This is a genomic window from Sphaerospermopsis torques-reginae ITEP-024 (assembly GCF_019598945.1).
Lineage (GTDB): Bacteria > Cyanobacteriota > Cyanobacteriia > Cyanobacteriales > Nostocaceae > Sphaerospermopsis.
In genome coordinates, this window is sequence record NZ_CP080598.1 from 3503326 (window position 1) to 3525108 (window position 21783).

Genomic DNA, 21783 nt, shown 5'->3' on the forward strand with positions numbered 1-21783 from the left:
AGAATCATCCCAAACGTAAGGTTAAAATCCTGCTGAAATATTGCAGCACCCTACAACGGGGAATAAAAAAATTAAAAAAAGTTTTGGCAACTGATCTTAGGTGAACTATGGCACAACGGACTAAATTGGGAGATATCCTCAGACCCTTAAACGCTGAATATGGTAAAGTATCCCCCGGTTGGGGAACAACACCTTTAATGGGTGTTTTTATGGGTTTGTTTTTCGTATTCTTGCTCATTATTCTGCAAGTTTACAACAAGTCTCTGTTAATTCAAGACGTACTTGTTGATTGGCGCAGTTTAGGCGGCTAATTGCTACACAGCTATTATAACTTGGATGCAAGTTAATATAGACCCGGCCAGTCCGGGTTTTTCAGTTAATAGGTGACAGGTGACAGGTGACAGGTGACAGGTGACAGGTGACAGTTAAGAGAGCTTGTCCTAAGTTGACAATTTCATAGACAAAACTATACTTATATTGACAAAAATCAATATATTTTCCGGAAAAAATCAACTACTTGATATATAATACGGTGATATCAAGTATTGAATTGAGACTATTGCCGACGCGAAAACCAAGCAATGATGGTGGTAGTCTTTTTCAGAAACTTAATTGGAACACAATCGCGTTGGGCTACAGCGTGAAGGTCTACAGAGGGATAACCGCTCCCATGCTCCCGTTGAAGTAGAAAGTAAAGTCTAGCTTTGTCTAGGTTTTATATCGCAGCTAAAGGAAAAAAATAATGAATATATTTGGTATTGGTCTGCCAGAAATGGCTGTAATTATGGTAGTAGCTTTATTAATCTTTGGTCCTAAGAAACTACCAGAAATCGGTCGTAGTTTAGGTAAAACCATTCGCAGTTTCCAGGAAGCTTCTAATGAGTTTCAAAATGAATTTAAGAAAGAAGCGGAAAAACTGGATCAACCTGTAAAAACTACTGCTGAATTAGAACCTAAGCAAATAGAATCTACTAAACAGGATAATTCTGTCTAAAATTCTCCAAATTCCAGATTTATCCCGTAAATTCATCCAAAATCCAAAATCCAAAATCCAAAATCCAAAATCTAAAATCCCAAATCGGATGACAGAAGTTGTTAAGCAACCTGCTTTGGTTATTCCCCAGTTAATAGTCGGGTTGGGGAATCCAGAGCCTAAGTATGATCAAACACGCCATAATATTGGTTTTGCGGCTATTGATGCTCTTGCCCGTGCTTGGCAATTTTCCTTAACTGAAAATCGTAAGTTTCAAGGACAGTTTGCAGAAGGTTTAGCACTAGGAGGCGGTAAAATTCGGCTTTTAAAACCGCTAACTTACATGAATCGTTCTGGGCAATCAGTCCAATCGCTAACAAGTTGGTATAAAATACATCCTGAATCTGTGTTAGTCATTTATGATGATATGGATTTACCCTTGGGGAAAACTCGCCTGCGTTTATCTGGTTCAGCAGGTGGACATAATGGGATGAAGAGTATTATTTCCCATTTGAATAGTCAAAACTTCCCCCGCTTACGCATCGGTATTGGTAAACCCAAAGGTGCAGCAAATGATGATAATGCTGACACAGTTTCTCATGTTTTGGGAAAGTTTTCTGCTACAGAATCAAAATTGATGAATGTGGTTTTAGACTTTGTGGTTGAGTGTGCAGAACTCACCTTAAAGCAAGGTGTAGAAAAAGCCATGAACCGTTGTAATAGCTGGAGTGCTGAGGGATAGGAGTCAGGAGTCAGGAGAAGAATATTTAAAAATTCCCTATTCCCTATTCCCTATTCCCTATGTCTTGGTAGATGGGAAGCGATTTCCGCTAACTCCATCTAACCAACTTAACAGGCTTACGCACTAAGTTCCACCAATAAAATTACACCCCCATCAGGGGTGTGTCGCAGCTTCCTGAATTATTTTAAGAACATGGTAAAGGGATTGTCCTTGATTGATAAAGATATCTTCAAGAAAAACCAGTACCAAACCGAATAGGTTTATTTAAAACGGCGTTTCCGTCTAGCTGCGACTGCTTTACGTTTGCGCTTTTCCAGGGGGGTTTCAAAGTGACGATGATACTTTACGTCAGCCAAAATACCAGCTTTGGAAACCTGGCGTTTGAACCGACGCAGGGCTGAATCTATTCCTTCGTTTTCTCCTAGAACCACTTGGGTCATTCTCGGTCTTTCCTCAATTTGTCAATTATCTCCATTGTAATATTAGCCGCAAACTTAGCAAAACTATATAGTGTCAAACGAGTTTGATCCTATTTTGGAATTAACTATCTTACCCATTTAAGCTGATTCATAAATATTTTAATATAATTAAAATTTTTACATCCTTAACTTGTGATTAATATTAAATTAAACAAAAATTAGGAAATAAATAAGTTGTAATTAACCCCTGTTGTAACTTCTCTTAACAATTACCTAGTTAAGTGAGGGTAAATCCCAAAAACTGAACTGGTTATTCAGAGGTTTTATGACTACAGGTAATCACGGTAATCACGTTATTTTCATTCACCCAGATGGTGCTAGTCCTTCTCACTTCATGGCACTTCGCAACGTTGATAAGGGTCCCGATGGCAGATTGAATTGGGATATGATGTCCAATGCCGGTGTTTACCTGGGACACATGGAAAACCAGTTAACTGGTACTTCCAACGCTGGGTCGGTAACTCATGCTAATGGTGTGAAGGTATTTAATGAATCCTTTGGTTTAAATGAGGATAACACCACTGTTACACCTGCTTCTGGGAAAGTCGGTTATACAATTTTAGAAGAGGCGATCGCCGCAGGTAAAGCCACAGCTTTAATTCAATCTGGACAAATGGCAGAACCTGGTACTGCTGCTTTTGCTGCGGAAACCACCAACCGTTTAGGTAACGATATTCGCGCACGGGATAAATACGCGGAAATCATCGAACAAACCATTCGTTCTGGTACAGATATCATCATGGGTGGTGGTGAACTGTATATGCTACCTAAAGGTAAAACCGGTTTTCACTCACCGCCGAAATTGACGCTTCTGAACAACGGGATGAGCGCCGCCCCAGTATTAACTTAATTGAACTAGCCCAATCTTTAGGTTATACGGTAGTTTACACCGAACAGCAAATGAACCAGGTGGTAAATAGCCAAAACCCACCTACCAAAATCTTGGGTGTATTTGCTGCTACAGATACCTATGATGACCGCAGGGAAGAACAACTAGGATTAAATAGTCCTAATCCCTTACCTCTCTATGTGGCTACCGCACCCACAGTAGCAGATAGATGAAAGCAGATAAATGTGGAACAGGCTTCTAGCCTGTTGACGGGCAAGATGCCCATCCCACATTTTATATTTAATTACAACCAGCTAGTTATCAATCTCTGTGTCCTCCGTGTCCTCTGCGGTTCGTTATTCCGAATCTAATTCAATTGTCAAAGCCAACTGATATAATTTATTACGAGAAATTGATATTTCTTTTGCTAGTTGACGACTTGCTTGGGAACGAGAAGCACCTTGTTTCATCATTCCTAATAGTTCGGCTTTGAGTTCTGCTTCTGTAATTTGTGGTTTACTTGGTTCTATTCCTGCCACTAACAGGGTATATTCTCCTTGGGGTTCTTTTTGTTGATAATGGGCGATCGCCTCTTCTATTGTTCCTCGCCAAAATTCTTCATATAATTTGGTTAATTCCCGTGCTATAACTATTTGGCGATTGCTCCCTAATATATCTGCAAAATCTTGTAATGTCTCCCGCAACCGATGGGGAGATTCATAAAATACTAATGTCCTGGTTTCTATTAATAATGATTCTAAATATTCCCTTCTTTGTTGACTTTTTGCAGGTAAAAAACCATCAAAAACAAACCGATTTGTGGGTAAACCAGAAGCACTTAAAGCAGTAATGGCAGCAGTCGCACTGGGAATAGGAACAACATCAATTTCTGCATCTACACAAGCTTTAATTAACTCATATCCTGGATCAGAAATTCCTGGCATTCCCGCATCACTAACTAATGCGATCGCTTTTCCATATTTTAACTGTTCTATAATTTCAGGAATGCGACTATTACGATTATGTTCATGATAGCTAATTTGGGGGGTTTTAATTTGAAAATGTTGTAATAATTTTCCTGTATGTCGAGTATCTTCCGCCGCTATCATATCCACAGATTGTAATATTCTCACCGCCCGAAAAGTCATATCTTCGAGATTTCCAATTGGTGTCCCGACAATGTATAATGTTCCTGGTTTGGGTTCAGTTGCCATAATTATTATTTTTAAGCTATCAGTAATCAGTAATCAGTAATCAGCTTTCAGTAATCGGCTATCAGCTATAGTAAGAGAAGTTTATCATCAAATCAACAAAAGGTTAATTCATATCTCAACTTCTCAACTCCTAAAACCTAGAACCTAAAAGCTGATTACTGATAGCTGAATACTTACTTAATTATTAATAAACTTCTCAAAAATCTCCCCAAAATCTTTCCTCACATAAGTTTCATGGGCATATTTTAACCAATTAAAAGCATACCAGTTAATTGCCTTAAACTGTTCTTCTGAAGTAGAAACATTAGTAGCTCTACCCACTGTACTAGAAGCAGTATTTAAGCTAGTTTGAGCATATTGGTAATAAACTCCATTTTCTTTTTGAATAGAAGAAATTTTCACCAATGCTTTGTATAAATCTTTTAAGGGAGCAATAAAATTTTTTGCCACATCTATAGAATAGGATTTATCCCCCATAACAAACTTAATTTCAATATCTAAATCTACCGTTCCTGCGGTTTCTAACCTGACATCTCTAATGATATTTTGACTGTAGCTATAACGATTTAGTAACCGTTTCTTGCTCACAGCAGAACTACCATCAAGATGAATTAAAGCTAAATTTGTAAAACAGTATTCATCAGTTTTTGATTTAATCAAAAAGTAGATTTTTTCCCCTTCTTCGTGCATTACATAGTCATCACTATCAACCTTATTATAATCTTCGGGTTTGATCACAGCACCGATATCACTTAAACCGAGTGCATCCATTGCCATGTTCTTAAACATAATTTCTGTTTCTCCCAAAAGGAAAGATTGTTAATATTATAATGTAAATTATATCTCATTGGGTAAAAATTCGGATGAAAAAATTTCTGTTAAGCTGTAAGGGCAGTTTTCAGGGAAGGAAGATAAACCTGTTTCTCTTTCAGCACTAATAATAGCAAGTTGATAAATTTTTTCTAATGAATCTGATAAATAGGAATTAAGACTGGGATTTTCTTTCAATAATTTTTCTAAACGTATACGTTGTTCTTTGATAGTTAGTTGCCAACTGCGAGAACGTAAGTTAGGCTGAAATTGCCATTTTAGTAAGTGCATAATTAATATTTCTAATCTGCTTTCTAACTCGCGTTTTTCAGAACGTCCCATGTCTTCTATTTCTTCCGCAATATTCGCCACATCAATTTGATGAAATTGTCCAGTTCTTAGTAGATATGCTTGTTCTTGTGTCCAAGCATAAAAATCATTGTCGTGAGTAATTTTATTCATAGATAAAAGGAGTCAGGAGTCAGGAGTAAAACTTTTTGTTTGTCTATGTTTTACATTAACTTATGTACCTATTCATCTGCAATCTGATGTAAAATCAGTATTGTATAATATCCCAATCACCAATCACCAATTACCAATCACCAATCACAAATGACTAAATCAGCTTTATTTGTGGGTTTAATTACTTTAGATTTAATTTACCTTGCCGAATCACCACCCCAGAATAATCAAAAATTAGTTGCTAATGATTATACTGTAGCAGCAGGTGGGCCAGCAACCAACGCATCTGTTACATTTAGTTACTTGGGTAATAAATCTCAACTTTTAGGTGTTCTGGGTTCTCATCCAATGACACAATTAATTGTTACAGATTTAGAAAATTATCAAGTTAAAATAATTGACTTAGAACCAAGTAAAGAAACATCCCCACCAGTATCTTCAATTATTGTCACCCAAGGTACAGGAGAAAGGGCTGTAATTTCTATAAATGCTGTAAAAACCCAAGCTGATATAAACTCTATTCCTGCTAATATATTAGATAATATTGACATTGTTTTAATTGATGGACATCAAATGGCAGTAAGTAAAATTATTGCCGAAAAAGCGAAAAATAAAAATAAAAATATTCCTGTTGTCATTGATGGAGGAAGTTGGAAAGCAGGTTTTGCAGAAATTTTACCTTTTGTAGATTATGCTATTTGTTCAGCTAACTTTTATCCTCCAGACTGCAAAAATCAAGCAGATGTTTTTCAGTATTTGCAAAGTTTTAAAATTCCGCACATTGCTATTACTCATGGGGAAAAACAAATTGAATATTTAACTGATCAAACCAGAGGTTTTATCAATGTTCCTAAAATTCAAAGTGTTGATACATTGGGAGCGGGTGATATTTTTCATGGTGCTTTTTGTCATTATATTCTACAAAATAACTTTCCTCAATCCTTAGAATTAGCAAGTAATATTGCTGCGGAAGCTTGTAAATATTTTGGTTCACGTCGTTGGATGAAACAATTATCAATTGTCAATTGTCAATTATCAATTGATCAGTAGGGTAGACATCTTAGCTACCCCACAAGAATTTTTGATTAAATACTGCTAATCATTAATTGATAATAAACCAACAGGAGGAGTAATTTCAATCCGTTTTTTTTCCAAATCAACAACAGGAACAATTTCCATCACAAAAGGAATTAAAACAGTTTTTTCCGCCTTCTTTTCATCAAAAGCTGGATCAAATTTCACCTCTAATAAATCATGACCAGAAGGTAATAAATCTACAACAGTTCCGATTAACTCCCCAGATTCCTGCATGAAAACAGACAATCCTATCAAATCTATAACATGAAATTCCCCTTCTTCCAATTGAGGGCGATCGCTAATAGGAACAAACAACCGACAATCTCGTAAACCTTCCGCAGCAGTGCGATCGCTCACCCCCTCCAACTTAATCACATATAAATTCTTACCTTCAACATACCGCCCCTGTAACAACTCCACCGCTTGCGGTTCACTCTCCCCAGGCCGCAACATCCAGCGAGTACCCGCCTCCTCAAACCGTTCAGGAAAATCAGTAGAAGGATAAACCCGCACTTCCCCACCCAAACCTTGAGGAGCAACAATTTTACCAATTTCTATCCAATCATCAAGATCGGGGACTGGTGACTGGGGACTGGTGACTGGGGAAGATTTTATACTCACCTCCCCTTTACCCTTCCTTCTCTTCTCTTTCTTCTTCTTCGCTTCCTTCGTGTCTTCGTGGTTCATTAAATCCTCTTAAATCGTATCTTCTGCCTTCTTACACACCAACCGCTGCACGTTGATAAACCTGTTCTGCTACCTTAGCCAAACGCTGCATACCGATAGTAATTTCCTCATCACTACCAGTTAAACTGATACGCAGACATTGATGTTTATGTTCCCATTCCTCCTTTAAACCAGGGAAGAAACCACTACCAGGAACAACAATCACACCGACTTTCTTTAATTCCTGGTAAAATTCCCAGTCGGTGATCGGTAAATCTTGCAGCCATAACCAGCCAAAAATCGCCCCTTCACCACGATGTAAGAACCAAGGTAAATTTTTAGGCATAGCTGCTGCTAACGTGCTTTCTAATACCTCAAACTTTTGCTGATAGAAAGGTCTAATGACATTTTCTGCAATATCCGCTAATGCACCTGATTCTATCGCTCTAGCTGCGATCGCCTGACCATACCGAGAAGAATGAATACCTGCATTAGTTTGGAAACACTCTAAAGCTTGCAGCAGTTTTTCATCACCAATCGCTACCCCCAGTCTTTCCCCTGGTAAACCTGCCTTTGATAAACTCATACAATGGATAGTATTATCACCAAACACAGGTGTCATATCTGTAAAATTCAAAGCCGGGAAAGGTGGCGCATAAGCAGAATCTATTAAAACCGGCACATTATAAGGTGCAGCTAAAGCGGCGATTTTCTCAACCTCATCATTAGTTAAAACGTTACCTGTAGGGTTGCAAGGACGAGAGAAAATCACACAACCAGTATTTTCATTAATAGAAAGTTGGCTAAAATCAGGACGATACTTAAAGCGATGATTCGCGCTATCAATATCTAAAGTCGGTTTATAAGCAATTAACGATTCTGGGCATAAACTCACCCCACCATAACCAGTATAATCTGGACTTAAAGGTAAAACAATTTGTTTTAAATCCCCATCATCAGTATAGCCACCGTAAGCATTAGCAGCGTAGAAATAAATAGTTTGACTACCAGCAGTAACTAAAATATTCCGTTCTGTTAAATTTAAACCATAACGCTGGTTAAAATCCTTCACCATCACCGAAATAAACGGTGCATAACCCTGGGAAGAACCGTAACGACAAACAACCTCACCATATTCAGAACTAGCTAACAAATCTGCGGTACAGTCACGCCATAACTGCTCAACCTCTGGTAAAATCAGGGGATTACCCGCACTCAAATTATACAATACCTGCCCCTGATTGGCTCGGAGAGTTTCATTAATATCTTTCATAATCGCTCTTACGCCAGTTAAGTTAGACATTTGAGCGCCGATTTTAGTAAGGGCAGGTTTCATCATGTTTGTTACAAAATAAGGAAATTGTTATTGAGATTTAGATTTTAACAAAATCTGCGAATCACCGTACCCGAAAATCATTGAAAAAACATTCAAAAATAATAACCCAAGTTGCTAGTTAGGAATAGGAGTCAGGAGTCAGAAGTCAGGAGTCAGAAGTAAATAATAAAACCCCAGTTTGTGAGACTGGGGGGTTTCTCTTGTGATAGGTACTAATGTACTATACAAAAGAAAAATTGACAAGTGGGGATAGATCCCGGACTTCTTGAAGAAGTCGGGGATCTGGGTGAGATAAACTCTAGATCAGTTAATTTAGGGGAGAAGTGAATAATGGAAGTGAAAGCAGCGATCGCTTACAGTGCAGGTAAACCGCTAACTATTGAAACCGTGCAACTCCAAGGACCACAAGCGGGGGAAGTATTAGTAGAAATTAAAGCCAGTGGAGTTTGTCATACTGATGCTTATACTCTTTCCGGTGCAGATCCAGAAGGTTTATTTCCCGCTATTTTAGGTCATGAAGGTGCTGGTGTGGTTGTGGAAGTAGGGGAAGGTGTCAAAAGTGTGAAACCCGGAGATAATGTAATTCCTTTATACACTCCTGAATGTCGCCAGTGTGATTATTGTTTAAGCTTTAAAACTAACCTCTGTCAAGCAATTCGCGCTACCCAAGGACGGGGAGTAATGCCCGATGGTACGAGTAGATTTAGTATAGTTGGTGACATGATTCACCATTATATGGGTACTTCCACCTTTGCTAATTATACGGTGTTACCAGAAATCGCCGTTGCCAAAATTCGGGAAGATGCGCCTTTTGATAAAGTTTGTTACATCGGATGTGGTGTAACAACGGGAATAGGTGCGGTAATTAATACAGCTAAAGTTGAACCTGGTGCAAATGTGGTAGTTTTCGGTTTGGGGGGAATAGGTTTAAACGTCATCCAAGGTGCAAAAATGGTGGGTGCAAATATGATTGTAGGTGTAGATATTAATCCCAAAAAACGCGCCTTAGCTGAAAAATTTGGCATGACACATTTTGTCAATCCTAACGAAATTGAAAGTGATTTAGTTGCGTATTTAGTAGATTTAACAAAAGGTGGTGCGGACTATTCTTTTGAATGTATTGGTAATGTAAAAGTTATGCGTCAAGCATTAGAATGTTGTCATAAAGGTTGGGGAGTAAGTGTTATTATTGGGGTAGCTGGTGCGGGTCAAGAAATTAGCACTCGTCCTTTTCAATTAGTTACTGGAAGAGTGTGGAAAGGTTCAGCCTTTGGTGGTGCAAGAGGGCGGACTGATGTACCGAAAATTGTAGATTGGTATATGGATGGAAAGATTAATATTGATGATTTAATTACTCATGTTATGCCCATTGAAAAAATTAATGATGCTTTTGATTTAATGCACAGAGGGGAATCAATAAGAAGTGTAGTGACATTTTAGATTTCTGGTAATGGGTAAATTATGAATCATAAATTATTGAAAGGAAAATAGAATGGAAATGGAAGACCTAAAAATTGTTTATGTCCTTACAAATCCAGCAATGCCAGGGTTAGTGAAAATCGGTTATACTGGAAAAAATGATGCTAATACCCGCATTGGCCAACTCTATACAACAGGTGTTCCAGTTCCATTTGAGTTGGAATTTGCCTGTAAGGTCAAAAATGCTGAGGAAGTTGAAAAGGCACTTCACATTGCATTTTCTCCCTATAGAATTAATCCAAAGCGTGAGTTCTTTCAAATTGAGCCAAGTCAAGCAATTGCTATCTTACAGCTACTTCATGAAGACGCAACTAAGGAAGTTGTGCAACAGCCCAGTAATATAGATCAACAGTCAATTGCGGCTGCTCAACAAATGAAAAATCGTAGACCGAATCTAAACTTTGAAGAAATGGGAATCCCTATTGGTTCTGAACTAAAGTCAGTTCATTCCGATGATTTCGTCACTGTGGTTACTCCAAAGAAAGTTAAATTCGGTGAGGAGGAAATGTCGTTAACTGCCGCTACACGCCAAATTCTTGGGATTGGATATAGCGTTGCTCCAAATTCTCACTGGACTTATAACGGTATGCACTTGAATGAGATATACAACGAAATTTATGGTGAAACTGAGTAATTATTTCTAGTTATTTTGGTGTGTTACGCTATTGCTAACACACTCTACATTCTTTTCAAATATCAAACCAGACTATCATTATAGTTAGTATAATTATTACAGTTAACCAGGTTTTGATTATGCAAATCCCGAAAATTCAACCAACCGCAGCAAACCTGAAAAACAATCTCTATGAAAGTGACTTTTATCAATGGACTCAAAAACAAGCTAACCTTCTACGTCACCAACAATGGCAGGATTTAGATATATCAAACTTAATAGAGGAAATTGAATCTTTGGGTAAAAAAGAAAAACAGGAATTAAGAAACCGTCTAAGTATTTTAATCGGACATTTATTAAAATGGGAATTTCAACCAGGTAAACGCAGCCGTAGTTGGTTAGCAACAATTCGCATTCAAAGACGGGATATTATAAAATTATTACAGGAAAATCCTAGTTTAAAATCTCAACTAGAAATATTGATGAGTGAGGCTTATGAAAATGGCAGAGATTTAGCATCAGGAGAAACTAATTTACCATTTTCAACTTTTCCAGAACAATGTAATTACAGTTTAGATGAAATTCTCAAAGATAGCTTTTTACCCGGTGAACCTGCACAAGATGATTTAATGAAATAAACTTTGTTTGGTAATTGGTAATTGGTAATTGGTAATTGGGTTAAATTATCCTTTGAATCCTGACTCCTGACTCCTTGATATTTTATGACAACAGAAAAAACAACTTTATCGAAAATAAAAATTATCTTAGTAGAACCAGCAGGAGAATTAAATGTAGGTTCAATTGCCAGAGTGATGAAAAACTTTGGTTTATCTGATTTAATATTAGTAAATCCCCAGTGCGATCGCCTATCTTTTGAAGCCTTAAAAATGGCAATTCACGCCAAAGAAATCTTAGAAAATGCGGTTGTAGTAGACACCTTACCAGAAGCATTACAAGGATGTACCCGTGCGATCGCCACCATCGGGAGAGATTATAACGGAGAACTACCCTTAGAAAATCCCCGTAACGCTTTCCCCTGGTTATTAGCAGAACCAGAAAAACCCACAGCATTAATATTTGGTAGAGAAGATCGGGGATTAACCAATCAAGAAATAAATTATGCCCAAAAGTTAGTATTTATCCCTACAAATCCCGAATATCCATCATTAAATTTAGCCACGGCGGTGTCAATCTGTTGTTACGAATTATCACAACTAGCGGAAAATTTTATCACACAGAAAACACCGACTACAGAAATAGCACCTTTGGATGTTGTAGAACCTTACTATCAAGAATTAGAATCTCTACTACTTGCTATAGGTTATCTTTATCCTCACACAGCAGCCAGTCGCATGGAAAAATTCCGCCATTTATATAACCGCGCCCACCTGCAAACCACGGAAGTTGCTATGCTCAGAGGTATTATCAAACAAGTGCAATGGGCAATTAAAAATCACAGTCAAATCTAAAACTAGGGAGTATGATGGAAGTATATTTTCAGATATCATCTTCCAAAAGGATTAATTATGACTTACACTAAACAGCAAAATGCTACTTAGTCCCAGAAGGCGATCTGAGTATCAAGGTGCATAATATAATTAATTTTGGGTCGAATGTTGACAAACAAAACAGTCGAGCGGGTAACAAGGAGTAGCAGTGTCAGAATCAAGTGACAAACTAATAGCTGTCTCAAGGCGACAACCTACCCAGCGTCGTCGCCGTCCGCGTCCAGTGCAAAACCAAGATCAAAAACAAGCTCAAAGTCAAGCTCAAAGGCAACCCCAAAAGGCAAGACAAAAAGCGGTCAAGAAGCAGCAACAGAGCGGAAACAAAGGCGAAACTGTGGCATTAACACGGCTAAATCATAATATCAGTTCTGCCAATGTTGGGACTGGGGGGCAAAGACCATCAACCAAAGTAGTCATACCGACAGCAGTAAAACCCATCCCTAAACCCAAGGAAAAAATGCCACAAGTGGTTGCGAAGCCAAAAACATTGCGTATACAAAAGCAAGGCAGCCTGAAAATACAAAGACAACCATCGCGGAAAACGCGGTTAAAGCCAATGGCTAAAACCATATTGTATACCTTGCGGTTGTTGATTATCGGCATTGGGCTAGGTGCAATTGTTGGCACTGTTTTGTCAATTTTAGACCCTGCTAATCGCATCACCACCACTTCTGTCCCCGCATCAGGGACAAATATCACCCAATCCTCTAATAATCAAGCCTCTGCTGCTGGCTTATCTTTGTCACAAGAAATTATACCTTTAAAAACCACTGTACAAAATCTAGCTACAGCCAACCCAAATCTAACCCCTGGGGTTTTCATGGTAGATTTAGACACAGGTGGTTATGTAGATATTAATGGTAATGCTAGTTTTTCCGCTGCCAGCACCATCAAAATTCCGATTTTAGTAGCTTTTTTCCAAGATGTCGATGCCGGAAAAATTCGCCTCGATGAAATGCTGACAATGGAAAAAGAAATGGTTGCAGGAGGTTCTGGGGATTTGCGTACCAAACCTGTAGGTAGTAAACACACGGCGTTGGATGTAGCCACAAAAATGATGGTCATCAGTGATAACACTGCGACAAATATGCTCATTACCAGATTGGGAGGCCAGGAAGTATTAAATGGGCGTTTTCGCAGTTGGGGATTAACAACTACAGTTATTCGTAATATTTTACCAGATTTAGAAGGTACAAATACCACATCTCCCAGAGAATTAGCAGATTTAATTGCTAAAGTGAATCAAGGTAATTTAGTCAGTATGCGATCGCGTGATTTAATGTTAGATATTATGCGTCGCACAGAAAGAGACACTCTCATACCTTCTGGGTTAGGAGAAGGAGCAAGAGCATATCATAAAACCGGTGATATTGGCACAATGTTAGGAGATGCAGGTTTAATTGATATTCCCACCGGTAAGCGTTACATTGCTGCTGTCATGGTACAACGTCCCCATAATGATCCTGCTGCGGAAAAACTGATCCGTTCTATCTCTAAAGCAGCTTACGAAAACTTTAGTCAAACGAATGTCACACCCCGCACTCCTACAAATAATCCACCATCAACAAGTTTTCAACCACCAGTTCAACCAGTCCAACCAGTCCAACCAGTTCAACCAGTTCAACCAGTTCAACCAATTCAACCAATTCAACCTTTTACTCAACCTTTCATTCAACCTCAAGTAATGAATCCAATACCACCTAATGGGATGGTTAATAATGTACCAATGGGAACTTATCAAGCTCCTATAATGACTCCACAATATTATCCACCAAGATAGGAGTCAGGGGAATTTTAGATTTTAGATTTTGGATTTTGGATTTTGGATTTTAGATTAATCTATTACCCATTACCCATTACCCATTACCCATTACCAATCACCAATTAATTATGACATCTACTCTTCCATCAATTCAATTTTTTGCAGGTTTATTTGAAGAACTGAGTAACGTGAGTTTACGACGGGAAACCCGCACTGGTAAACTGATTGTAGTTATGCAATTTGAACAATTAAAAGCTTTATCCGGTTTTAATAGTTTTACAAAACAGTCTTTAAATTCCCTATTATTAACAGATGAAGAAGGAGAAATTCGCGTTACTCCTACGGGAACAAAGTTTATTTTTGGTGGAGATGAAGGAGATGAATTAAAACGGGTAGATTGTAAATTTGAAGTAGAACGAGAAGATCATTTTGAAAGAATCATGCGTTTTTTGCACCGTTACGCCGATGCAAACGGAATGGAATATGGGGAAAATAATTGATAATTGATAATTGATAATTGATAATTGATAATTGGTAGATTTATTTCTGTCACCTGTCACCTGTCAACTGTCACCTACAATTTCTGATATCTCATTCCGGGAAGTTGGGAGACTAAACCCATTAATTCCAACTGTAACAAAGAACTAGAAACTAAACCCGCATCCATACCTGTTTTCTGCACAATAAAATCAAAAGGTAAAGATTCAACAGCTAAAATATCTATTACCTTTTGTAGTTCTGGTTCTAATTTAGGAGTTTCTAATTTAGAAGTTTGTAATTTAGGAGTTTCTAATTTAGAAGTTTCTAATTTAGTTTGAGTTGGTTGAGATAAAGGAACAGAATTAAAAAGAGGAGTTTCTACATCTATTTGGGGAATAGCACCCAACATAATTAATAATTCATTTAATTGTTGATTTATTAAACCTGCACCTTGACTAATTAATTTTAAACATCCTTGAGATGGTTCATCATCAACTCTTCCCGGTAAAGCGTACACATCACGACAAAATTCATTTGCATAATTTGCAGTTATTAAAGCACCTGATTTTGCTCCCGCTTCCATCACCAATACTGCACGACTTAAACCAGCGATAATGCGATTTCTGCGAGGAAAATGAGTCCTGTTAGGTGGAGTTTTCGCGGGATATTCACTAATTACTATGCCAGATTTTAAAATTTGTTGATATAAATCTTTATTTTTATAAGGATAAATAACATCTACACCAGTTCCCATAACCGCTATAGTTCTACCTCCCGCTTTCATTGCTGCGGTATGACTTTCCGTGTCTATTCCTTCGGCCATTCCCGAAACCACAGTAAAACCATTTTTAGCTAAAGCGGTACTAATTTGACGAGTCCATTTTATGCCATATTCTGTAGGTTTACGAGTTCCCACAATACCTACTAAGGGTTTTTTTCCTGAATTTTCTTGTAAATCAACTTCACCACGATAATATAAAATTGGTGGAGGTGTGGGAATTTCCCTTAATAATTGCGGATATTCTGGATCTCCTGGAGTCCAAAAATTGGGGTTTATTTGTTGATGTGAAATCAGTAATTGTTCTGGGTTTATTCTGCTTCTTTGTTGAACAACTTTTTCTAAAGTTTGAAAACCAAAACCTTCGATTTTTCTTAATTCCGCAGGACTAGCTTTCCAAGCATTTTCTAATTGACCAAAATGCTGGTGTAATCGTTGTAATAATATGGGACCAATACCCGAAATTTGCGACCAAGCTAACCAATATTTGCGTTCTTCTCTAGTAGACATTTTAAAAAATCAACCTCTGCGTCTTTGCGTCTTTGCGTGAGATATTCTGATCTTTAACCCTTTGCTAATCTTTGATTTCTCAAATACTCAAAAACCGACTTATCACCAATATCTGCGGGAATATTTTGTATTGTTTTCCGCAAAGCAAAGACTAAAAAAGCAATTACCCAAATTCCTAATAAAACCTGTTCTGCTTGGGTTGATAAAATTCCTGCTAAATGTCCTAATAATAAAAGGGGAACAAGGGGAGTTAAGATTTTAGTTTCTAACCGATTAAAACAAAATCCTTCTTTAAAGAAAATACCTGTTAAAGCAGCAAAAGTAAAACCGACACCAAATAAAGTTAGTGGTTGGTTGTAAATGGTAATGGCAAAAGGTTGATTATCCAAATGTGCGAAAATCAAAGCGGAAATACTACCAATTATCCAGAAAAGTTGTAGAATTTGGTGTAGTAATTTCATGTATATGTGAATAGTTAATAAACTCACTCCTAATGCTAAAATAAAACAAGTGTAAAGAGGGGTAATAGCTTGAATTGCTAAAGGTTTATCTGCATAAAATAAAGCTAAATTACTAGCAATTGCAAAACTAATTGCTGCTATCATTAAACTGGTACGATAGATGATCACACCGATGCGATCGCTCTTAGTAATAGTAAATTCTCCAAACTGTCCTTGATATACTTCTGCTGTAGGTTGTGGTTCTGGGGTTGATATTGATTGTGTCGTCATATTCAATAATAGAGGATATTTTTAACTGACTGCTATAGCTATTCTAGTATGATATTGTGAATTTTTACAGCATGAAAAACCCCATCTTTGCATAATTTATCTTAGCCCCCCTTTTTCAGAGTATCTTTTAAAAGTCACTCATGGGGTATCAAAAACTTTTAGATCCCCCTAAATCCCCCTTAAAAAGGGGGACTTTAAAGAATTTAATCAATAGAAATTAAATAATTAGGATGGGATTTTGTCTGAATCAGGATGTCCAGGATTAGAGGATTTACAGGATTTTAGATTCCCGACTTCTTACCATATTTAGGGGAACATCCCAATTTTGAAAAAATAACCGCAGCAACACCAAAAAATATCTTAAACTCTCTTACCTTTGTGTCCTTTGCGTCCTTTGCGGTTCAATCATATCAGTTCATTGGATCATTTTTACCGTTAGATCAAAAAAGATTTACACATTTGGGATGCTCCCATATTTAGTAATTTCTCTCAAGAGGAAATAAAAGAAGTTAAGGATCTGTTGGCAGTGAGATTTTATCAAAATATTCCTCAAAAACCCCTTGACATTTTTCTAGTTTCGGTTATCATAATATTATAGTGGGAATCTGTGTAGCCTAAAATCTTGATGATACTTCATAACATCTGTTTTGAGGATTATGAGGTGCGGGAAATTATGTGGATGTCCATTTCATCACCCGATATTTTCTCCCGTCTTCTGTGCGTGCAAAAGTGAAATATTCACCACCAACTCTATCACAATAAAATCTAGTACCACCTGCATAGCTAGGTTTACTGATACTGACAGTGGTAGCTAAAGCCAGTAAAGACGATAAAATAAGAGTTGTTGAGAATTTTCCTTTCATATTAGTTTTTAGTAGACAGTAATTTTATACATCAATCAAAACAATTTCTTCCTTTCTTCCTTTGCGCCTTTGCTCCTTAGCGCCTTGGCGCGAAACTACCCTTTAAGTATAAATTAACAATCTTCCAAAAACAAGACTTGTAAATTATCTAAATATTTCATTTGCAATTGTATCTGTGCATTACCGCTATTTACAGCAACTTCTACCCACCCATGACTACCAACCAAAGCTAAAACTTCCCCAGCTTCCACATCACTGTAAGTTGCACATCCTGGTATTTGCAAACCCTGAACTTCTACACACCAGGTTTTACCCTCCACAAAACTACCAGGGATATTACTGATTAAATTACCAAAGTGATCTATATATTGAATACAACTTGCTACACCATTAGTTATAATTTGACATTTTGCAATATTTAATTTTACCAAAGTTTCAGGATTTATTTCCCTGCCTAACTTTTGCAGAGATACACCACTTGCTAAATGTGCCGCGACAGGTGCGAAAATATCTCTACCGTGAAAAGTGCTGCTAGGTTGAGATATTCGCCAATATTCAGAGTTTGTTAATTCTATTGCTGTAATTACCGGATTTTCAGCAATTATACCGCTAAAAATGCCGTTATCTGGTCCAACAAGATAACCTTTTTCTAATTTTAGGGCGATCGCTCTCCTTTGACCACCTACTTCCGGATCTACTACCGCTAAATGTACCGTACCCTGGGGAAAGTAAGGATAAGCATTCATCAAGGAAAATCTAGCTGCGGCGATGTTTTGCGGTGGAATTTGATGATTTAAATCTATTAAGGTTAGATTTGGGTTAACTTGGCAAATTATACCTTTCATTACTCCGACATATACATCATTATATCCAAAATCACTTAACAAAGTCAAGATATTTACTTGATTCATAGATTTACAATTATTAACAATTTTCTGTAACAACAACTACAAAAACGTGGTATGTTATCAAAACATGACATCAAAATCAAGAGTATCAAGGTAAAAATTATGGCAATGAGTAGAAATAGACTACAAGCAATTCAAAAAGCTGAAGAAGCACACAGACAAAGTATGAAAAAAAGCGTTGAACATCGTTTACAGGTGGCAAAATCTCAAGGTGATGAAAATTTGATTCGTCAGTTAGAAGCTGAACAAGCTTATTACCAATGAAGTATTTTCAATATTGATGTTTATTCATGTTAATTTTTTAGGCTTTTTAGTTTGGTTGTGTGTTTACCTGCGAAAGCAGGTTTTTTTATGGGGTCGTAAAATCAAGACTAAACAAAAAACCAGGGAAAGATAATTCCCCTGAAACTTCCTAAAATTTGTTTAATTTTGGTAGTTTTTCAATAATCGACAATTAACAATGAACAATTGACAATGAGGAAGAATATTGAAAAAGCGGATTTTTTTGGGTTTTATCCCCTTGAAAGGGGAGGGTTTAAACCTTGAATTAAACAATTATCAATTGTCAATTATCAATTGTTAATTGTTGTTTAATCAGCATTGAGAATTTTAGGAACTTTGAAAAAATCTCCTTCCTGTTCAGGTGCGCTGCTGAGAATAGCTTCTCGATCAGGATAGGGTTGTAATTTATCTTCTCTTGTGACATTGCTAACATCAATAGCTCTAGTTGTGGGAGGTACATCAGCAACATCAAGTTCGCTCAGTTGTTCGACATACTCTAGAATACTACTGAGTTGGGTGGAAAATTGCGCTTCTTCCTCTGGTGTTAATTCTAACCGAGCGAGGTTAGCAACTTTATGGACTTGTTCACGATCTATCATAGTCAGGGAATAGGGAATAGGGAATAGGGAATAGGTGACAGGTGACAGGTGACAGGTGACAGGTGACAGGTGACAGGTGACAGAAAAGAGTTGTTTCTAACTACCAATTACCAATTACCCATTACCAATTACCAATTACCCATTACCAAATTAAAAGAATACGTCAATTTGCGATCGCCCGGTAGTTTTTAACCAGTTTTGTGCTTCAATATAATTATTAGGAGCTAGACGAATCGCTCTAATCCAATAATCCGCGGCTTGATCAAACAACGCTTCACCAGCGTCATTATCACCCTCTTCTTTAGCTTTTTCACCTTTGTAGTGATAAATTACAGCGATATTATTTAAAGCCTGGGGTAGACGGGGGTTTAATTCAATTGCTTGATGATAAAATTCTAAAGCTTTTTCATGATCGCCATTACTAGCATAAATCAAACCCATATTATAGAGAATAAAACTCTTATCGTTAGAGTCTTCTTCTAAAGATAAAGCTTCTTCATAATATTCTAAAGCTTCAGCATATTCGCCTTCAGCTTGTGCTGACATACCATCACGGTAATATACAAATGCTTCCTTCGCTTTTTTGTTAGTTGGCAGTATTTTGAGAATAATATCTGCCATAACGGTAAAAGACTTGTCAACAAAGTTATCGTTTTTCTGTGTTCTTGGCATATTTGCCCCTTTCTTATCCTATAAGTTAATCTAGCTGATTTTTGGTGATTGGTGACTTGTGACTGGTGACTGGTGACTGGTGACTGGGGTGTTATCTCCCCTACTTCCCCTACTTCCCCCACTTCCCCTACCTCCTGACTCCTGACTCCTGACTCCTGACTCCTCTCAACTGTAAAGCTTCCCGTGCTTGTTCTCGATCATCAAAATGGATTTTTTCCGTACCTAAAATTTGATAATCTTCGTGGCCTTTACCTGCCAATAATACACCATCACCGGGTTGAGCTTCTAGGATAGCAGTACGGATAGCTGTAGCGCGATCGCCAATTACCACCGGTTGCACAACATCAGGAATACCTGCCAAAATATCCTCTAAAATCTTATCAGGGTTTTCTGTGCGGGGGTTATCTGACGTTACTACCGCAATATCAGCTAATTCTGCGGCAATTTTACCCATTTTCGGGCGTTTTGTTCTGTCTCTATCTCCTCCACACCCAAACACACAAATCATTCTTCCTGGTATAAACGGACGTGCTGCTTTCAGTAAATTTTCTAAACTATCAGGAGTGTGGGCATAGTCTACAATCACGCTAACATCTTGATTATCGCTAATTTGCACCCGTTCCATTCTTCCCGGCACTCCTGGAAAATCAGGTATAGATTTTGCAACTAATTGTAAATCTAAACCCAGATGTAAAACCGCACCCACAGCAGCTAAAAGATTTTCTAAATTATATTGTCCCACCAAAGGAGAACTAAAAGCGACATCACCTTTAGGAGTATGTAAAATACCGCTAACACCTGTTGGCTGATAATTTAAACCACTCATCCACAAATCAGCAGTATTATTATTAACGCTATAAGTCCAAACCCGTTCTTTTCCTAAACCAGCAATTAAACGCTTACCATATTCATCATCAGCATTAATAATTGCTCTACCTTGGAGATAATCAGGACTAAATAACAAAGCCTTAGCCCCAAAATAATCTTCCATATCCTTGTGATAGTCAAGATGATCTTGGGTGAGATTGCTAAAAACAGCCACCTCAAAAGCACAACCAAAAACCCGATCCTGTGCTAAAGCATGGGAACTAACTTCCATCACCCCAAACTCACACCCAGCATCAACCGCTTGAGCTAGATTGTGTTGTAAGTCTACAGCAAAAGGAGTAGTAAAAGCAGCAGTTTGGGAAAAACCAGGCCAACGAGTGTAAAGAGTTCCTAATAAAGCCGTCGCCAAATTGGCTTTTGTGAGAAAATATTCAATTAGGTGGGTAGTTGTGGTTTTACCGTTCGTGCCGGTAACACCCACCATTTTGAGCTTTCGTCCAGGATAACCATAAAAAGCCGCAGAAATTTCAGCGCAGACCTTATTCATATTACTGGCACTGATCACCATTTCTGACTGTGTAGGTGGATATTTGGCGATCGCATCTGGAGAGATAATAGCAGCAACAGCACCAGCAGCTAAAGCACTCTCCCAAAACTCACCCCCATCTACTCTAGTACCTGGCATCCCAATAAACAAATCTCCCAAACCGCAAGCATGGGAATTAGTTTTTATCCCCTTAACCTCCACATCCCCAGACTGAGGACATTCTACACCATCAACAACCGCCAACAATTCCCGTAAATTCATATATCGCACCTCGCCACAAGCTAACCTTGCGCCTATTCTGCATTATTATTTTCCATATTGGGAATATATTTTAAAAGCAATTGTTCCAACTGCCGAACATTTGCGCGAGGAGAAAGACGAGGTATAGAATGTAACACCTCTGCGCCCTCTGCGTCTGGGCGGTTCGATAAAAACAAAACCGGTATTTCATACTGATAAGCATTAAACCAGTCTTCACGAGTCGTAATATCGCGTATTTCCAAATCAAAAGCAATACTTGTAATTTGTTCTAGCTTTTCTTGTAAACCTTCACAGAGATGGCAACCGGGTTTACTGTATAATATTAACCTCATTTTTCAGTGTAATCTCCATTATAATAACAACTGTATTATATA

General features: G+C 37.7%; 27 protein-coding genes. 13 read left to right on the forward strand and 14 right to left on the reverse strand.

The genetic code is table 11. From position 1 onward, the window contains the following. The first annotated feature begins 107 nt into the window (after positions 1-107). From psbH to pth, 3 genes are all read left to right on the forward strand, one after another. The gene (gene psbH, locus K2F26_RS16275) at positions 108-311 is read left to right on the forward strand and encodes a photosystem II reaction center phosphoprotein PsbH (RefSeq protein WP_096566033.1); all 204 of its coding nucleotides are present in this window, start codon (positions 108-110) and stop codon (positions 309-311) included. A gap of 431 nt (positions 312-742) precedes the next feature. Beyond that, positions 743-994, forward strand: coding sequence for a TatA/E family twin arginine-targeting protein translocase (locus K2F26_RS16280; protein ID WP_220608642.1), 252 nt, complete (start codon positions 743-745; stop codon positions 992-994). 88 nt (positions 995-1082) lie between these two features. Next, positions 1083-1715: an aminoacyl-tRNA hydrolase gene (gene pth, locus K2F26_RS16285; RefSeq protein ID WP_220608643.1), complete on the forward strand. Its 633-nt coding sequence runs from the start codon at positions 1083-1085 to the stop codon at positions 1713-1715. Positions 1716-1975: 260 nt separating this feature from the next. Here pth and rpsU read toward each other — a convergent pair whose 3' ends face one another. Next, a complete protein-coding gene (gene rpsU / locus K2F26_RS16290) occupies positions 1976-2155 on the reverse strand; it encodes a 30S ribosomal protein S21 (protein WP_008226419.1) in 180 nt (59 codons plus the stop codon). A 304-nt stretch (positions 2156-2459) separates the two neighbouring features. Between rpsU and K2F26_RS16295 the strand changes: the two genes are divergently transcribed. Further along, positions 2460-3044, forward strand: coding sequence for an alkaline phosphatase (locus K2F26_RS16295; RefSeq protein WP_246605391.1), 585 nt, complete (start codon positions 2460-2462; stop codon positions 3042-3044). Between the two features lie 50 nt (positions 3045-3094). Continuing rightward, positions 3095-3256 carry a hypothetical protein gene (locus K2F26_RS24905; RefSeq protein WP_246605392.1) on the forward strand — a complete coding sequence of 54 codons (162 nt, stop codon included), beginning with the start codon at positions 3095-3097 and terminating at the stop codon, positions 3254-3256. Positions 3257-3379: 123 nt separating this feature from the next. On the opposite strand, the gene rsmI is transcribed toward K2F26_RS24905, so the two are convergent. The 3 genes from rsmI to K2F26_RS16310 form a co-directional block, all read right to left on the reverse strand. Beyond that, complete coding sequence (gene rsmI, locus K2F26_RS16300) at positions 3380-4237, reverse strand: 16S rRNA (cytidine(1402)-2'-O)-methyltransferase (protein ID WP_220608644.1); 858 nt, start codon at positions 4235-4237, stop codon at positions 3380-3382. 177 nt (positions 4238-4414) lie between these two features. Continuing rightward, entirely contained in the window at positions 4415-5026 is a 612-nt protein-coding gene (locus K2F26_RS16305; protein WP_220608645.1) for a PH domain-containing protein, read from the reverse strand. A gap of 48 nt (positions 5027-5074) precedes the next feature. Then, entirely contained in the window at positions 5075-5509 is a 435-nt protein-coding gene (locus tag K2F26_RS16310; protein ID WP_220608646.1) for a DUF29 domain-containing protein, read from the reverse strand. A gap of 150 nt (positions 5510-5659) precedes the next feature. Between K2F26_RS16310 and K2F26_RS16315 the strand changes: the two genes are divergently transcribed. Beyond that, the gene (locus tag K2F26_RS16315) at positions 5660-6559 is read left to right on the forward strand and encodes a sugar kinase (protein ID WP_220608647.1); all 900 of its coding nucleotides are present in this window, start codon (positions 5660-5662) and stop codon (positions 6557-6559) included. A 45-nt stretch (positions 6560-6604) separates the two neighbouring features. Here the strand turns inward: K2F26_RS16315 and rimM are convergent, their stop codons facing one another. Together rimM and K2F26_RS16325 are read right to left on the reverse strand one after the other, a co-directional pair. Beyond that, positions 6605-7273 (reverse strand): ribosome maturation factor RimM, encoded by a 669-nt coding sequence (gene rimM, locus K2F26_RS16320; protein ID WP_220608648.1) that lies wholly within the window; start codon positions 7271-7273, stop codon positions 6605-6607. A 31-nt stretch (positions 7274-7304) separates the two neighbouring features. Further along, entirely contained in the window at positions 7305-8588 is a 1284-nt protein-coding gene (locus K2F26_RS16325; RefSeq protein ID WP_220611916.1) for a valine--pyruvate transaminase, read from the reverse strand. Positions 8589-8918: 330 nt separating this feature from the next. Here K2F26_RS16325 and K2F26_RS16330 point away from each other — a divergent pair, with 330 nt between their 5' ends. From K2F26_RS16330 to psb28, 6 genes are all read left to right on the forward strand, one after another. Then, positions 8919-10028: an S-(hydroxymethyl)glutathione dehydrogenase/class III alcohol dehydrogenase gene (locus tag K2F26_RS16330; protein ID WP_220608649.1), complete on the forward strand. Its 1110-nt coding sequence runs from the start codon at positions 8919-8921 to the stop codon at positions 10026-10028. Between the two features lie 52 nt (positions 10029-10080). Then, positions 10081-10701, forward strand: coding sequence for a GIY-YIG nuclease family protein (locus K2F26_RS16335; RefSeq protein WP_220608650.1), 621 nt, complete (start codon positions 10081-10083; stop codon positions 10699-10701). Between the two features lie 119 nt (positions 10702-10820). Further along, positions 10821-11318 (forward strand): DUF29 domain-containing protein, encoded by a 498-nt coding sequence (locus K2F26_RS16340; RefSeq protein WP_220608651.1) that lies wholly within the window; start codon positions 10821-10823, stop codon positions 11316-11318. Between the two features lie 84 nt (positions 11319-11402). Next, a complete protein-coding gene (locus K2F26_RS16345) occupies positions 11403-12149 on the forward strand; it encodes an RNA methyltransferase (protein WP_220608652.1) in 747 nt (248 codons plus the stop codon). A gap of 187 nt (positions 12150-12336) precedes the next feature. Next, a complete protein-coding gene (locus K2F26_RS16350; protein WP_220608653.1) occupies positions 12337-13968 on the forward strand; it encodes a serine hydrolase in 1632 nt (543 codons plus the stop codon). 110 nt (positions 13969-14078) lie between these two features. Continuing rightward, positions 14079-14450 (forward strand): photosystem II reaction center protein Psb28, encoded by a 372-nt coding sequence (gene psb28, locus K2F26_RS16355; protein ID WP_220608654.1) that lies wholly within the window; start codon positions 14079-14081, stop codon positions 14448-14450. 74 nt (positions 14451-14524) lie between these two features. On the opposite strand, the gene dprA is transcribed toward psb28, so the two are convergent. The 4 genes from dprA to K2F26_RS16375 form a co-directional block, all read right to left on the reverse strand. Continuing rightward, on the reverse strand, positions 14525-15718 hold the full coding sequence (dprA, locus tag K2F26_RS16360; RefSeq protein WP_220608655.1) for a DNA-processing protein DprA: 1194 nt from the start codon (positions 15716-15718) through the stop codon (positions 14525-14527). Positions 15719-15771: 53 nt separating this feature from the next. Beyond that, on the reverse strand, positions 15772-16449 hold the full coding sequence (locus K2F26_RS16365; protein WP_220608656.1) for a DUF2301 domain-containing membrane protein: 678 nt from the start codon (positions 16447-16449) through the stop codon (positions 15772-15774). Positions 16450-17120: 671 nt separating this feature from the next. Continuing rightward, positions 17121-17312 (reverse strand): hypothetical protein, encoded by a 192-nt coding sequence (locus K2F26_RS16370; protein WP_220608657.1) that lies wholly within the window; start codon positions 17310-17312, stop codon positions 17121-17123. Positions 17313-17425: 113 nt separating this feature from the next. After that, positions 17426-18223, reverse strand: coding sequence for an SAM hydrolase/SAM-dependent halogenase family protein (locus K2F26_RS16375; RefSeq protein WP_220608658.1), 798 nt, complete (start codon positions 18221-18223; stop codon positions 17426-17428). Positions 18224-18328: 105 nt separating this feature from the next. On the opposite strand from K2F26_RS16375, the gene pirA reads away from it, so the two are divergent. Continuing rightward, positions 18329-18484, forward strand: coding sequence for an arginine synthesis PII-interacting regulator PirA (pirA, locus tag K2F26_RS16380; protein WP_437441057.1), 156 nt, complete (start codon positions 18329-18331; stop codon positions 18482-18484). A 326-nt stretch (positions 18485-18810) separates the two neighbouring features. Here the strand turns inward: pirA and gatC are convergent, their stop codons facing one another. The 4 genes from gatC to K2F26_RS16400 all read right to left on the reverse strand — a co-directional run bounded on the left by gatC (position 18811) and on the right by K2F26_RS16400 (position 21741). Further along, entirely contained in the window at positions 18811-19101 is a 291-nt protein-coding gene (gene gatC / locus K2F26_RS16385) for an Asp-tRNA(Asn)/Glu-tRNA(Gln) amidotransferase subunit GatC (RefSeq protein ID WP_220608659.1), read from the reverse strand. A 150-nt stretch (positions 19102-19251) separates the two neighbouring features. Further along, the gene (locus tag K2F26_RS16390) at positions 19252-19773 is read right to left on the reverse strand and encodes a photosystem I assembly protein Ycf3 (protein ID WP_137669138.1); all 522 of its coding nucleotides are present in this window, start codon (positions 19771-19773) and stop codon (positions 19252-19254) included. A gap of 127 nt (positions 19774-19900) precedes the next feature. Next, the gene (locus K2F26_RS16395; RefSeq protein ID WP_220608660.1) at positions 19901-21409 is read right to left on the reverse strand and encodes a UDP-N-acetylmuramoyl-L-alanyl-D-glutamate--2,6-diaminopimelate ligase; all 1509 of its coding nucleotides are present in this window, start codon (positions 21407-21409) and stop codon (positions 19901-19903) included. 32 nt (positions 21410-21441) lie between these two features. Then, positions 21442-21741, reverse strand: coding sequence for a glutaredoxin family protein (locus K2F26_RS16400; RefSeq protein WP_220608661.1), 300 nt, complete (start codon positions 21739-21741; stop codon positions 21442-21444). Positions 21742-21783 lie beyond the last annotated feature (42 nt).